Source organism: Bacteroidales bacterium (assembly GCA_016707785.1).
Classification (GTDB): Bacteria; Bacteroidota; Bacteroidia; order Bacteroidales; family UBA4417; genus UBA4417.
The window spans coordinates 100,458-116,313 of record JADJGZ010000014.1 but is presented as its reverse complement, the minus strand read 5'-3'; the positions used below and the strand labels follow the sequence as shown (position 1 = coordinate 116,313).

Annotated in this window: 9 protein-coding genes; 6 read left to right on the top strand and 3 right to left on the bottom strand. The window is 40.8% G+C overall.

Translation table 11 applies throughout. The annotated features are described in order from the left end of the window. Positions 1 to 563 precede the first annotated feature (563 nt). The 4 genes from IPH84_09630 (at position 564) to IPH84_09615 (ending at position 6,852) form a co-directional block, all read left to right on the top strand. Positions 564 to 2,006, top strand: coding sequence for a hypothetical protein (locus IPH84_09630; protein MBK7173478.1), 1,443 nt, complete (start codon positions 564 to 566; stop codon positions 2,004 to 2,006). 30 nt (positions 2,007 to 2,036) lie between these two features. Then, a complete protein-coding gene (locus tag IPH84_09625; GenBank protein ID MBK7173477.1) occupies positions 2,037 to 2,609 on the top strand; it encodes a hypothetical protein in 573 nt (190 codons plus the stop codon). Positions 2,610 to 2,667: 58 nt separating this feature from the next. Beyond that, positions 2,668 to 5,232 (top strand): hypothetical protein, encoded by a 2,565-nt coding sequence (locus tag IPH84_09620; protein ID MBK7173476.1) that lies wholly within the window; start codon positions 2,668 to 2,670, stop codon positions 5,230 to 5,232. Positions 5,233 to 5,352: 120 nt separating this feature from the next. Next, complete coding sequence (locus IPH84_09615) at positions 5,353 to 6,852, top strand: hypothetical protein (GenBank protein ID MBK7173475.1); 1,500 nt, start codon at positions 5,353 to 5,355, stop codon at positions 6,850 to 6,852. Positions 6,853 to 8,077: 1,225 nt separating this feature from the next. On the opposite strand, the gene IPH84_09610 is transcribed toward IPH84_09615, so the two are convergent. After that, positions 8,078 to 8,485: a DUF493 domain-containing protein gene (locus tag IPH84_09610; protein MBK7173474.1), complete on the bottom strand. Its 408-nt coding sequence runs from the start codon at positions 8,483 to 8,485 to the stop codon at positions 8,078 to 8,080. Between the two features lie 213 nt (positions 8,486 to 8,698). On the opposite strand from IPH84_09610, the gene IPH84_09605 reads away from it, so the two are divergent. Continuing rightward, on the top strand, positions 8,699 to 9,511 hold the full coding sequence (locus tag IPH84_09605; GenBank protein ID MBK7173473.1) for a purine-nucleoside phosphorylase: 813 nt from the start codon (positions 8,699 to 8,701) through the stop codon (positions 9,509 to 9,511). A gap of 24 nt (positions 9,512 to 9,535) precedes the next feature. Here the strand turns inward: IPH84_09605 and IPH84_09600 are convergent, their stop codons facing one another. Beyond that, positions 9,536 to 10,051, bottom strand: a complete 516-nt coding sequence (locus IPH84_09600; GenBank protein ID MBK7173472.1) for a hypothetical protein — start codon at positions 10,049 to 10,051, stop codon at positions 9,536 to 9,538. A gap of 224 nt (positions 10,052 to 10,275) precedes the next feature. Between IPH84_09600 and IPH84_09595 the strand changes: the two genes are divergently transcribed. Next, a complete protein-coding gene (locus tag IPH84_09595; protein MBK7173471.1) occupies positions 10,276 to 13,434 on the top strand; it encodes a PKD domain-containing protein in 3,159 nt (1,052 codons plus the stop codon). 966 nt (positions 13,435 to 14,400) lie between these two features. On the opposite strand, the gene IPH84_09590 is transcribed toward IPH84_09595, so the two are convergent. After that, positions 14,401 to 15,636 carry a helix-turn-helix transcriptional regulator gene (locus IPH84_09590; protein ID MBK7173470.1) on the bottom strand — a complete coding sequence of 412 codons (1,236 nt, stop codon included), beginning with the start codon at positions 15,634 to 15,636 and terminating at the stop codon, positions 14,401 to 14,403. Positions 15,637 to 15,856: the final 220 nt, after the last annotated feature.

Here is a 15,856-nt window from a genome sequence, read left to right as displayed (position 1 = left end):
ACACATCCCGGCCAAAAGTCGGGATGTTTGTTTTATATGGATTTCGTAAGCTTTCTGATGATCAATCAAGTCCTGCTTAGGACTCTGTTTCAACTACAAAAGAAGTACACCTTCTATTTCAGAAATTTCCTGGTATCGTTTTACAACCTCATCCATTAAGCATCACCTCCTTAACTGTAATACTAATATATTTACCCTTGGAGGATTGCTTTTCAAAAAATCGGGCCTCCTCATGCGGATGAATTCTCCCGAAGGAAATCCTTTGGCTTGGATTCTAGAATTCGTTTTTTGTTATCATTAAACATAAATATGTGAAATTTAAATTGTCTCTAATAATTCCAATAAATAACTAATATACAATTAATCTATTTTCATATAAATGCAAGCTAAATCAATTACTCAGGCTGATGTTATAGACTATTCCACACCAACTTTATATTCATTATCAACATATTACATATGTAGAACTCTACATGTTTTAATAAAAAAAGTTTGGACATCCGGAAAAAATGTAGTATCTTTCATTAACCAAATTTCTGTTTAGAAACCTAAAATCCCCTTCTATGAAAACAATTTTACCTAAATCAGGTGAGAACTGTTCATTATTTCTAACGTGGATGGTTTTTTTCATTTTTACTATCGTATTTAGTGCATCTCTTAAAGCCCAGATGGCTATCAATACCACAGGTGCTGCGCCACATTCTTCTGCAATGCTGGATGTAACTGCTACCGGAAAAGGGGTACTTATTCCCCGCATGACATTTGCTCAGCGACCGGCAGCTCCTGTTACCGGATTGCTCATTTTTCAGACTGACGCAACTTCTGGTTACTACTATTTTGATGGAGCAACCTGGCAACGAATAGGATCTTCTTCAAATGATTACTGGCAGCTTAGTGGAGCTGATATTTATTATAATGTCGGAAGAGTTGGGATTGGCTTAACCAATCCTGATAACTATGGATTAAATGTCACAAACTATTTTTCTGGGAAAGCAGCCATCAGGGGAAATGACGAAAGTTCATTCGTTTATGCTACCGGGATGCTTGGGGTTCTGGAACCCTCATTACTAGGTACACCTTTAGATGTGGTAAATGCCGGTGTACTGGGTATAAAACCCAATGCAGGAGGTAATGGAACAGCAGTGTATGGCTGGAATAATGATGATAATTCCGAGAATTATGCCGGTATTTTTATATCAGATGGGATCAATCTTTCATCCACAAATTATGGCCTTTACGGACAGGCAAAAGGCGCTGGGACCAATTATGCCGGCCGTTACAAAGGCAGGGTATTGATTGAGGGATTTATGGGCGGTGAAGGTGCTGCAGACTCATTGTCGACACTATTATCCTCCCAGGTCCTTCACACCAGAACAATTGATACCAGGGCCCTGGAAGGGATTTCGAAACCGGCACCGGGTTATGGTATTGGAGTTTACGGAGAAGGTGGCTGGATGGGAGTAAGAGGGCAGGCAAATTCGACCACTTATACAAGCTTTGCATATGGTGTTTTTGGTGAAGCCTATGGCAGTGGAGTCGGAACAAGAATAGGAATTTATGGAACAGCCTCAGGCGGAACTACCAATTGGGCCGGTTATTTTAGTAGCGGGAGTGTATACGTTAGCAACGACCTGAGAATCGGCACTACCACCCAGGCAACCGGTTACTCTCTTTCCGTAAACGGGAAAATAGCCTGTACAGAAGTATTGGTCCAGGCATTAGCCAGCTGGCCTGATTATGTATTCTCAAATGACTATAAATTAATGTCATTACCTGAACTTGAAAAAAGCATAAAACTGAATAAACACCTTCCTGGCCTCCCTCCTGCTGCAGAAGTAGAAAAAAACGGAATCGTGATCGGTGATATGCAGGGTAAATTACTGGAAAAAGTTGAGGAACTTACGCTACATCTGATTGAGCAAAATAAGCTCATAACAGATCTTCAAAAAGAGATTAATGTTCTCAAGGTTGAAAACGAAAAAATCCAGACTTCGCTTAAAAAGTAAGTTAGATTCACTCAACTAAAGATCCTACAGATGAATTCAAAAATATTAATCACTTTATCCTTGCTGCTTCTTCTAGGACTTTCAATCGTTCATGCGCAGGATAAACAAAATCCTCCAACTGCTGCCGGAATAAAGCAGCAACAGGAACAATACATTGGTGGCGCACCGGAAGACCCTAAGCTTAGTGCAGAACAAAAAACAAGAGTGCAATCTTCCGGCATGGACAATCCTTCAAAGCCCCCGACAATGGCAGTAGACCCAAAACTCACCACGAAAGAATTTCCTTTAGAAAAGGACTATGGTGAAACCAATGCCAAACCTAAGGCTACAAAAAACGAAGAAAAGATTCTGAAAGAAAATGCTGATAAGGAATCAAAATCTTTACTGATAGTTCATGAAAAGCCTGCAGTGATTGCTCCTTCTTCACAATCTGCTGATAGCGACAAACAACCCGCAGGTAAAACGGTAAAAGGGAATCTCGATTTCAGAAAGATCCAGGCTCCTGACGATCAGCCAAAACCTGCCTATACAGTAAAGGTTACTAGTTATCGGGATTATAAAGGGCCAGATGATCAGCCTAAAAGCTCTCAACCCGGGAAATAGCAAACACTAAAAGGTATCGATATGATTGTGTAAAAACAAAATCAAGATATTTCAAGTTATGAAAAAATATATAACCCTATTATTAACAATAATTGCGGTAATAATGGGGGGAATAGTCTTCGGACAATTATCTTCCCCTTCTGAAATGTGGCTGAAACCAGTAACAAATGATTTCTCAGCCATTCAGAATACCGTTGAGCAATACTACTCTGCCCGGGACAAAGGGCAAGGGACAGGTTACAAACAATGGAAACGTTGGGAGTACTACAACCAAACCCGTTTAACACCTGATGGTAAAATCACAAATACAGAAGCCCGTAATCTTGAAGCTTATCTCCAGGAACAGGAACGATATGCCAATCCTAACAATGATAGTCCTCTTGTCTCAGCCGGCTATTGGGCAAACTTAGGCCCAACCAGCTATACCAACCTGGCAGGATGGAATCCGGGTGTAGGCCGCGTTAACGTAATATGCTTTCACCCCTCTTTAGCCAATACTTTTTGGCTCGGCATGCCTTCCGGTGGCTTATGGGAAACCACTAATGGTGGCACCTCCTGGACACCCCTCACAGATGGGATGCCGAGAATAGGAGTATCTGGCATTGCTGTTGACTACAATAACACCAATATCAGGTACATTCTTACAGGAGATGGAGATGGCGGAGACACAAAATCCATTGGCGTATTAAAAACCATTGACGGGGGCGTTACCTGGTCAAGTACCAGCCTTTCCTGGACAGTAGCTAATGATGTCAGGGGATATAAACTCATTATGCATCCTACAAATAGTAGTATCCTGATGGCAGTTACTACCCTTGGTATTTACAAAACTACTAACGGTGGAACTTCCTGGACTGAGGTCCTGGATGGTGATTACCGGGATATTGAGTTTAAACCAGGTGACCCTACAGTTGTTTATGTATCAGGCACTTCTACTTTTTATCGTTCTGTTAATACAGGTGATACCTGGACTCAGGTTACTACAGGTATGCCAGTTGGAGCATGGCGAATTGCTATTGCTGTTTCACCCAATGCACCAAACTATGTTTACCTTTTCAGTGGGCCATCTACAGCTGTCGGTGCATTCAAAGGATTTTTCCTGTCTACCAATAGCGGTACCAGTTTTTCCGTTCGGTCAACAACTCCAAACCTCCTGGGATATGCCACGAATGGAAATGATACCGATGAACAAACCACCTACGACCTTGCTGTAGCCGTTTCAAGGACCAACAATGCAGATGTAATTGTCGGTGGTATCAATACATGGTCTTCAGGCAATTGGGGGACTTCCTGGACTATAACATCCTGGTGGGACACCCGGGGAAATACAATTGGATATACCCATGCTGATATCCATGACCTTGCTATCAATCCACTGAATAATTACCTCTATTGCTGCAGTGATGGAGGCGTTTTCAGATCCACTGATTTTGGTTTGAACTGGACTGATCTTACCGCTGGCATTGCCAATACACAATGGTACCGGATTGCAGGCATTGAAACCAATTCTAATTTACTCATTGGTGGCACACAGGATAATGGCTCAAACAAATGGACCGGTAGTACTATTATGACTCACATTCAGGGAGCCGATGGCATGGATGCTATGATCGATCATTCCAATTCCAATATCATGTATTATTCCCGGCAATATGGAACTTTAGTTAAGTCAACTGATGGGGGAGCTACTTGGACGGGTATCAAACCGGCTTCCGGACCATGGGTTACGCCTTATATTATGAACCCATCAAATGCCAGTATCATTTATGGTGGTTATGACGATGTTTACAAAAGTATAAATGGTGGCAGTTCATGGACGAATATGGGAGTTTCAGGAACAAGTGCAATGGCTATTGGCACAAGTAATACAAATAGAGTATATTCTGCATCAGGAACATCCATATGGCGGTCTGATGATGCAGCTGCCAGTTGGACACTTATCTCAACGGGTTTATCAAGCAATTCAATTACATCTATTGCTGTAAATCCTGATAACAGTCTGGATGTATTTGTAACCGTAGGAAATTATAATGCAGGACAAAAAGTGTATAAATCTATTGATGGAGGAGCCAGCTGGACTAATATTTCCGGTACATTGCCAAATATTGTCATGAACTGTATTGCCTATCAGGATAATAATGGATCACCTGACGATGCTCTTTATATTGGAACTGATCTTGGAGTCTATTACAGGGATGTAAATACAGGCGATTGGATTCCATTCCAGAATGGGCTGCCTAATGTTCCGGTTTCTGACCTTGAAATCAATGAAGCATCAGGAGTTATTAGAGCTGCAACCTATGGCCGGGGGCTTTGGTCATCTGGATTGTATACCAGTTGTCCGATTGCCTATCTTCTTACTCCCGCAAATGACCCCAGTAACCCAAATTACACCGGGTTTCAGCTTTATGAAGCAAGTAGTAGTGTAACATCATCCAGGGTCATCACTGGGGGTTTAGGTACAGATGTCACTTATAAAGCAGGAAACAATGTTGTATTATCAACGGGCTTTCATGCAAGGGCTGGTAACCTGTTTAAAGCAACACTTGGATCATGTGAAGCCCTTTCGCCTCCTCCTGTGATGGGGAAATATGTAAGCTCTGTAACCCCTGCCAATAAATAAATCAATCTTTTTGAAGTTAACATTGAACAAAAAGCGACAAAAAAACTTAATTTAGTAATGTGAATTGCTTCATCAACTCAATCACTGAATAAAACGAAGCATACCTTAATATCCCTCCTTATGAAAAAGTTCTACAAAAAGAAAACAATATCTGGTTTTTCAGCATTCCCTGCTTTTTCTGCAATAATGTGCTTCTTTTCCATTATGATAACCCAGTTGCATGCTGAAAATGTAATCACATCCGGAACTACATTAAAAGTAGTTGCAGGAACAACAATCGTATCGATGGAAAGCCTTACAATTAAAAGTGGTGGCGTCCTTGATAATGCCGGTACAGTTGTTTTGAAGAAAAATCTTGTTAATGAAAATGCATCTGCCAATGCTGTAGGCTCCGGAACTTTGCATTTTTCAGGAACTGTAAACCAGGCGCTTAATGGCAGCAATGTAATCCAGAACCTTACACTCAATAATCCAACGGGTCTGACCAATGGTGGAGAAAACAGGATTAATGGAACTCTTACCTTAACCTCTGGACAGGTTATCCTGGGTGCCAATAATCTAACCCTGGGGACTACAGCTGCAATTGGTGGAGCTCCTTCATCAGCTGCAATGGTAGTTGCGACCGGTACCGGAGAATTACGAAAACTTTATACCGGTCCAGGCAGCTTTGTCTTTCCTGTTGGCGATAATACCGGAACAGCTGAATACTCGCCTGTTACTCTCAATTTTATCGCAGGCACTTTCCCTGCCAATTGCTACGCCGGGGTAAAACTAACCAATGCTGTTTATCCCGGAACACCCGGAGGTAGTTACTTAAACCGCTACTGGGATGTAACTCAAAGTGGAATAACCGGTTTTAACTGCAATGCAAGTTTCAAATATGTTCCTGCTGATGTGGTTGGCACCGAAAGTTCCATTTATTGCGTAAGAGTAAACCCTGGTTTGGTTGATTATTTTAGTATCACTAATACTGCATCCGACCTCTTAACCGCAAATGCCGTTTCAACTTTTGGAACATTTACAGGCTACCAGGTACTCCCCAATAATAATGCTACTCTTACTGTCCTGCTTGAAGGTTTATATAATAGTGGAGGAGTAATGCGGAAAGCTCAGAATGCCAGTGGCGACCAATTTCCAGGCACTACAGCTGACAGGGTCACAATTGAACTTCACAATGCAGCATCCTATGCTACTATTGCCTATTCCATCCCAAATGTTAACCTGAGTACTTCAGGTGCCCTATCGGCAACCTTTCCGGGTTTCCTCAGTGGATCTTACTATGTTACTGTGAAACATCGGAACAGTCTTGAAACTACATCTGCCGTTCCGTTAACAGTTTCAGGGGGGGCAATCACTTACAATTTTACTGATGCTGCTGCCAAAGCTTACGGGAACAACATGAAACTCATGGCAGGTGGCTATTGGGCGATATATGGAGCCGACATTACACAGGACAGAATTGTGGATGGCTCCGATATGGCAGTTGTTGATAACTCGAGTACAGCTGCAGTGACCGGTTACGTGCCGGAAGATGCAACCGGTGACGGAATCGTTGATGGATCTGATATGGCAATTGTTGACAATAACTCCACAGCTGCTGCTCATGCTATTTTACCATAAAAATTAATCCTCACTTTTATGCTTTCGAACGTCCCGGCCAAAAGTCGGGATGTTTGTTTTATATGGATTTCGAAAGCTTTCTGATGATCAATCAAGTCCTGCTTAGGGCTCTCCTGACTAATGAAAAAATGAAAAAAGCAAATTGTAAATTGCAAATTGCAAAATTCAAAATCTAAAATCCAAGACCCATCCGCCAGCTGGCGGACCAAAATCCGAAATCCAAAATGATTAACCCAGAGCCAAAGGCTCCCCTTCGGGGCACTTGGCCCGGCAATTGGAACCCAAATCAGTCAACCATTTTCGATCTTGTGGGCAAATCTGACAGTCTGTGAATTTTAGCTTGAACGACTTTTAAAGTTGCTGATTATTAATAAGATAAAACTAATGTTTTTAAGTTTTGCCGCACAAATGGCTATTTTTACAACATGTTTTTTATTTGAAAAGTCGATAAAACCTTATCTTGTTTTCTTAACCTTAGTAACAAGAAGAAATCCCTTAATTTACCTAACCTTATTACCTTATTCTATATCAACATGAATATCTTCGAATAAAAACTTTTGAAGTAGAATATTATAAGTTTCTTCATAAGTATCAGAAAACCCTGAAAAAAATAATAAGGAATAAGGTTTAATTCCTTAAATAACCATTGCTACTAAGGTTGGTTAAAGAATAAGGTTGGTTTTTGGATACATAGCAATCTGTTTCCAATATGGAAGAAATTGCACCCGCACTAATCGTCCGAAGTCAGGAAAAAAATTGCAGTATGCACATGAGTTTTAAACACAATAGACACAATAGTTCACAATAGAAAGGCACAATAGGCAATACAAGGAAATCCCTATTGTGTTCTATGTGCCTATTGTGGTTCAAAAAAATTGTAAAATGCACATGAGCTTAAACACAATAGACACAATAGTTCACAATAGAAAGGCACAATAGGCAATACAAGGAAATCCCTATTGTCCTGATTTCTGATGGTCTGTTAGTCGACAATCCATATTCAAGAGCATTTTGATTAACGATTGAAGATCAACGAATTTGGAATTGAGAAGTAAGACACTAATAAGGGAATAAGGTTTAAATCCTTAAATAACCATTGCTACTAAGGTTGGTTAAAGAATAAGGTTGGTTTTTGGATACATAGTAATCTGTTTCCAATTAGGAAGAAATTACACCCGAACTAATCGTCCGAAGTCTGGAAGTCCTGCTTAGGACTCTGTTTCAACTACAAAAGAAGTACACCTTCTATTTCCGAAATTTCCTGGTATCGTTTTACAACCTCATCCGCATTAAGCATCACCTCCTTAACTGTAATACTAATATATTTACCCTTGGAGGATTGCTTTTCAAAAAACCGGGCCTCATCAGGAAATTTACTTCGAACCAAAGCATATCTCCGGTGATCGGCCAGGAAAATAATCTTAAACATATAAACAGAAGGCCAGGAGACACTCTTGTCTAATTGTTCCTTAAATCTTTGAGCATCAGTAGTATTCAATTGGAAGAATTTGAGTAAATTATGAGAATGTCTAAAAATACTATTTCCCGAAGAATTCTGAAGCCTGCCCGACTGAATAAAGTGAGAATTTTCATGTGGATAAGCATCAGTCAGGCGGGCCGGAATAGTTTCCAAATATTGTGCACATTATTAACTTTCCGACTTTTCTGCAGAGAAGACATTCTGAATTCTTGGATTCTTGGATTCTTGAATTCTGACTCCTGAATTCTAAACAATCTTCTACTCGAGAAATCTAAACCATCTTTAAGAATATCTAATTCCGTATCTTAGCTACATCTGCAAATTTCCGAAAGTAGCTCTATAATTAATAACCCATTGACTCAACTTATGTTTAACAGGATAAAAGAGACCGCTGATTTTCTTCAACATAAAGGGATGATAGCCCCGGAGATAGGAATTGTACTGGGTACCGGACTGGGTAAACTCATCAATGAAATCGACATCCTCCAGCAGCTTGACTATAGTGATATCCCTCATTTTCCGTTAGCAACTGTTGAATTTCATAAAGGGAAACTCATTTATGGAAATCTCGGCAATAAAAAGGTGCTGGCCATGCAGGGTAGATTCCATTTCTATGAAGGTTATTCATTTCAGGAGGTGACATTCCCAATCAGGGTGATGAAACTTATGGGAATTAAATGGCTATTACTTTCCAACGCCGCCGGTGCCATGAATCCAGCCTATCGCAAGGGTGATCTGATGCTCCTTGATGACCATATTAACCTTCTGCCTGGTAATCCACTGATTGGCAGCAATATTGATGAACTTGGCCCCAGGTTTCCCGATATGAGCCGGCCCTATTCCCAAAAAATTAATCAACTATTACGTGATCTTGCTGTAAAACTAAACATTCCTTTACATCAGGGAGTATATGTTGCAGTTTCCGGTCCTAATCTTGAAACAAGAGCTGAATACAGGTTTCTAAGAACCATAGGAGCTGATGCCGTTGGTATGTCAACTGTACCTGAGGTGATAACAGCTAATCATATGAATATGCCTTGTGCAGCCATTTCTGTACTCACTGATGAATGTGATCCTGATAACCTCCTGCCTGCCGATATTGATGATATCATAAAAACAGCCGGACTAGCAGAAGAAAAGCTGATCCGGCTATTTAGGGATTTGATTCCATTGCTTTAATTATCAATGGATTATCAAATAAAACTACATTCTGGTGTAATTATCAATAGTAGTAGTATAGAAATAACTTACATCCTTGTTCTTACTGATAAAACTCTTCAATTCGCTGGAAGAGTTGAAGGTTTCCTTTATGTAATCAGTTACTTCATAAGTAGTGATCTCATTCGTCTTTTCATCATACATGTATTTGAAAAGAGAATAGCTGGATCCACCTTCTTCAATGGCATTCATAAATACGTCACCATCAACATCAGAAAATGTAAGATGGTAGGTAGTACTTTCATAGATGGAATCACTGGATGAAAACTCATATTTCATCAATGTTGCATGGTTCTTGTCGTCCTTTTTGATCTCAAAATAGGTAGGGCTCTCAGAATCCTTATCCGAAGTACGCACCCATTTACCATCCAGGTACTCAGGAACTTTCAGACTCCCTTCATCGATAGGAACAGAACTGGAATATGGGCAACCGGCAAAGAGCACAACCAGGCCAAATAATACAAAAGAAACTAGTACTTTCTGCAGATGGGAAAATTTCATAGGTCTTTGGTTAAAATGGTTAGAAAAAAGCTATCTGAAACAAAGATAATGAAATATTACATCGAAACACCTGCCAGAAATGAGCGGACAAAGATTCAATTTAACCGTGCATTTCAGGTAATCCACCGATTGGTTGATACCAAAATGGATTAGCATCAGTATAAAAGTGAAAAGTCTAAAAAAAATCGTACCTTTATATCCGAAAAAAAACAAAAACACTTTCAATGAAAAACTCTACTCTGCGCATCCTTCCGATGGTGCTGTTTCTCCTTTTCTGTGCACTGTCAAACCTCCTTGCACAACCTGCTATAAAAGATGAAAACAAGTTTCGTGATCCTATGATCATGGCACCTGGTTATTCCCCTTACCATAATGATCAGATCCAGGCTACTGTGATCACCATTGATGATTATGACAACTTCAAACTTGGTGTGGACTTTGCTGAATGCAGTATCGCCAATAATCCAATGAATCCATTGCAATATTATGCAGTGTGGAATTCCACAGGTTCAGCAGGTGGAAAAGGTTACTATACAAATGATGGTTTCACATGGACAGCTTCAAATCCAAGCTGGACTGGTATGTGGGGTGATGTGGTTGTATCCTATGATAGCCTTGGCAACCTGGCCTACCAGAATATGTATGGAGCATCCACCATTCAAGGTGTTAAAGTTGCAATGTCAGCCAATAATGGTCAAAACTGGAATACCCCGGTAACAGCGATGGCAGGATCAGATAAGAACTGGATTGCATCTGACCAGACCGGTGGACCTTACTCAAATTTCATCTATGGTATTATGACAAACTCCAGCTCTTCAGGCCAGAGTTTTTCAAAAAGTGCCGACCTGGGTGCCACCTGGCAATCACCTGCCAGCTTTAGTGGTTCCGCACTTCCCGGCTCTATGGTTTGTGTTGGACCTAACGGAGATATTCAGGGAGGAGCAGTTTACTCAGTAGCTAATACCGGAAGTTCATTCGCTTCGGTTTATAAATTTTACAGATCAACAGACGGGGGGCAAACCTTTACTCTAAAATCTTCACAACAATACGCCAATACTGTTGGCACACAGGTAGGCGGTAGAAATGCCGTTCAAAATATGCGTACCCGCCCCTACCCTTTTGTGGCTTGTGACAATAGCTATGGCCCTCATCGCGGTCGTCTCTACCTTGTATATGCATCCAATAATCCTACCGGAAATGGTAATAAACCTGATATCTTCTGCAGGTTCTCTGATGATGGCGGTGCAACTTTCTCTGCAGCTAAAGTGGTAAACGATGATGCTAATTCCCAAGCCAACCATAACTGGTTTCCTACCATCTGGTGCGAGAAAACCAACGGACGACTTTATATTTCCTGGATGGATACCCGGGACGTACCTACCAGTGATAGTTGTATGATCTATGGTACCTATTCCGATGACGGAAATACCTTTGCTCCAAATCAAAAGATTTCAAATAAAAAATTCAAAATCAATTGCAACAGCTGCGGTGGAGGTGGAACTCCCATGTACCTCGGGGATTATAATGGCATTGCCTCTAACCCTGTAACTGCTATGGCCTCATGGACTGACTTCAGGGACAACAATTTTGGCAGTTATGTTGCCTATTTCCCTGATTATGCTGTAAAAGCAGAACCTGCCATAGATACGCTTTCTCCTGTTGCGATCATCAATGTGAAAGTTCCATCTGTTAAGCTCTATTCTGATACTGTTTTTGTTTCTGCAACCATGTCAGGATCTCCGGGATTATTCACAATTTCTTATCCTGAAGGAAATAAGCTCTGGTCATACCCTGGTTTCGTTCCTGTGCAGATCACCGGAAATGGATCCGTACCAATCGGAGATTATACTCTTAATATTGTTACTACCGGCAGCAATGGAACTCCGATACACAAACGCACTGCTACAGTCAGGGCTTTGACTCCGGTTGCCCCGACAGCTGGTTTTTCAGTAAACGATACCGCTGCTTGCGAAGGACAAGGAATTAATTTCCAGGATTTCTCAGCAGGGCCTCCTACAAGTTGGGCCTGGTCATTCCCTGGAGGAAACCCATCCACTTCAACCGCCCAAAATCCTTCCAATATTGTTTATAATACTGCTGGGGAGTATGATGTAACACTTACCGTTACCAATCAGGCCGGTTCAAATAGCATTACAAAGACAGCTTATATAACAGTGAGTACTGTTCCTGCTAATCCAACTGCCAATAACGAAGTAATATGTATAGGGGAAACTGTACCCAACCTCACAGCTACCGGTGAAAATCTCAGATGGTACAACGGTACGCTTTATGTGGGAAGTGGCAGTTCTTACGCTACAGGTAAAACATTGCCCGGTGTTTACAACTATAATGTTACTCAAAGCATCACCGGTTGTGAAAGTGCTCCGACTCCTGTCAGCCTCACCATCAATGCGCTTCCGGATGTCACCTTTTCAATGTCTGATTCAGTGTGTGGGAATGACCCTGCATTTGACCTTACCGGAGGCTTACCGGCCGGGGGACTTTATGCAGGTCCTGGTGTTGCTGCCAATGGAATTGCATTTGATCCCATTGTTGCAGGTGCCGGAGTTCATACCCTCACCTATACGTATTCTGATGCCAACAGTTGTGTAAATTCTGCCTCCCATATCATTACAATTGCAGCTTTACCAGCTGTCAGCCTTGATCCTATTGCTCCCGTCTGCGTTTCTGCCCCTGCAGTTACCCTTAATGGAACCCCTGCCGGTGGAACTTTCCAGGGACAAGGGGTTAGTGGAAATGTGTTTGACCCCGCTATCGCTGGTGCAGGTGAATTTAGCATCTCTTATTCATTTACTGATTCCATTACAAAATGCCTGGTTTCTACCAGCCAGCTTGTAAAGGTAAATGCGCTGCCATTTATCGCTACCCATGATACATCGAGTTGTGGAAACAGGCCTGTAGTTTTTGATGCTACCATCCCTAATGCAGGATCATACCTCTGGACACCCGGAGGTGCCACTTCTCCAACAATTGAAGTGGATACAGTTGGCAGAGGTCTTGGTCAGTTCAACTATACTATCACTGTTACAGATGCCAACAACTGTGTTTCTTCAAAAGATGTAAAAGTGACATTCTTCGATTGCACAGGTCTGCAGGAACCAAATGGAATTCAATCCATCGAATTGTTCCCGAATCCAAACAATGGCCGGTTCTCCATCCAAAGCAACAACCTGCCTGCCGGTACTTACAAATTGAAAATCATTAATTCCTCTAACATTACTGTTTACCAGGAGAATAATGTTAATGTAACCGAAGGATTTAAAAAGTCGCTCGACCTCAAAAAACTATCTAATGGAATGTATCTACTCCGTCTCGAAAACCAACATACCGGTTGGAGCCGACAGTTTATCATCAGCAGATAGTCTCAGTTAATTGGAATTGAATCACAGGTTCTATTCCACACTCAACTTTTAATAAAACAATCCGTTGGATCTATTTCATTGATCTGATGGATTGTTTTTTTTGAACTGCCTACTTTCAGAACGCTTTTCCCAATTCATGAACTCGCATTCCATGAATTCATGAAAACAACTCCATTAATATATGCAAGTTTCTCCCCGCCCTATTTATAGGGAGGGGCTGGGGGAGGGTAAACTTTAAACAAGATTAATTCCTGTAATGGATTTAATTTTAGAACTGGCTGCTTTTTTTAATATCACTATATGGCACATATATAGGTGGACGACACCCATTTTGAAAAGGAGAGCAAGTTTAATGCAAAATGAAAATTGCAAATTGTAAAATACATAATAAGCCAAAAGTTCCCCTTCAGGACACCCGGCACATCGGCACATCGGCACCTTGGCACCTTGGCACTTTGACTCAACACCCAACACCTGGCTCCTCAAATAGAACATAGATCATTTAATTGGATTCTAACTTCCAGACAAAAAAATATCAAATAATCAACACTAAATATTAAATGAAAAAGTAAATTCTAACTTATTGATTTAGAGTTTAGTGTTTAATATTTAACATTAGGACATCCCAAATCCGCATTCCACGACAAAGGCGTCCCTTCGGGACAATCCGATATCCAAAATTAGACATCCGACTTTAGACATCCCACATTAGACATCCGACAATAGACATCCCAAATCCGCATTCCGCGCCAAAGGCGTCCCTTCGGGACAATCCGACATCCAAAATTAATCACCCAGCACTCAGAACCAAAAGCTCCCCTTCGGGGCATCCCCTCATCTCCTCATCTCCACATCCCCTCATCCTCACATCCCCACATCTCCTCATCTCCTCATCCCCCCATCCCCTCATCTCCCCATCCTTCATCCAAGACTCCCCCTCATGCCCCAGCATCTCCACATCTTGCCTCACTCGGCACCAATAGCCAATTGCGCCTTGAACTCAGTAGGCGTAATTCCTGTGGATTTTTTGAAAGCAGTATAGAAGGATGATTTTGACTGGAAACCCACTTCTTTGGCAATGCCTTCAATAGAAAGATTCGTATGTGTCTCCCCCTGAAGCATCATTTTCGCTTTGCTGATTCTGAGGTCATTAATATAGTTGAAAAAATTCTTTTGATGGCTTTCATTAATTGCCTGTGATAAGTGCTTTGAGTTTGTGCTAAGCTTCATTGCGAGCTCTTCCAAACTTATTTGGGAATCAGTATATAATTCTTCTTCATGCATAATTTTCTCCAATTGGAGCAGGATCATTTCCCGTGTATCATCTTTTAATGCAGATCGTTGGTATTTCTGTAGTTCCTGGACTATGAATGCCTCCTGGGTATCTGTCCGGGGCTGTGTCATTTCCCTGTGTAAGGCACAATAATGCGTCATTCTTGCAATAATTTCGTTTTCTACAAGCTCATTCTGGATCAGGCTATGGTATCCTATATAAAAATTAATCACAAGCATACCTATAAAATAGATCATGATCGAAAACCAAGGATTGGCAAAATGGAAGAAGTAGGTGACATCATTACTGACAAAAAAAAGTAATATTCCTATAAAAAGGTTTCTCATCCATGTCAGATCCAGATTCTCTTTATAGGAGAACATGAGTTCTAACCTGAGTCGATGCAGCTTAAGATTGGTTCTGAATTTCAGCAGGTAGAATACGAATTGCAAAGTAAACAAACCATAAAATCCAATACGGTTCACTAAGGTCAGGTATTTAGCCAGATTAGAATAATCACCGGAAACCGGTTTATGCAGTACAAAATCCCAAGCCTGCTGTTCAGGAAAAAAGTAAAAGGGTAATTGAAACAGTAATACAGCAACAGGAAGTGCAAGGTGAAACCACTGCTTCTTTACAACACGGTACTTAATCGTAGTTAAAGCCCTGAAATAATAATAAAACAGTGGCAGGAAGCTAATAAGCAAAGGCATAGCAAGTGGATATATAAAGCGGAGTACTTTATAATATCCGAAATAATTCAGCCATGCTAACACAAAATATGCTGCATTGGCTAACATATACCATGCTATGAATTTTTTTGGATAATGCCTGGTCTTATGATAGATACCTGCAAATAGGGACGCAAAGAGCACAGCCTGGAAAACAAGCATAATCGCGACTAACTCAAAATACGTTAATTCAGCCATAATTTCAGACACTCTTTTTGCTGAAAATGTTCTACCTAATATATATGTTAATAAGACTGTCCCTAAAATGTAATTCCATTAAGAAAGAAATATCTGTTTATAAAGTTTTAAAACTCATCAAATCCTTAAATAGACTGATTTTCATAACTTCAATATAATATTTTCTTCTTAAAACTTATTAACAATTTATTTGGATTGAAAATAAATTGTATATTTAACA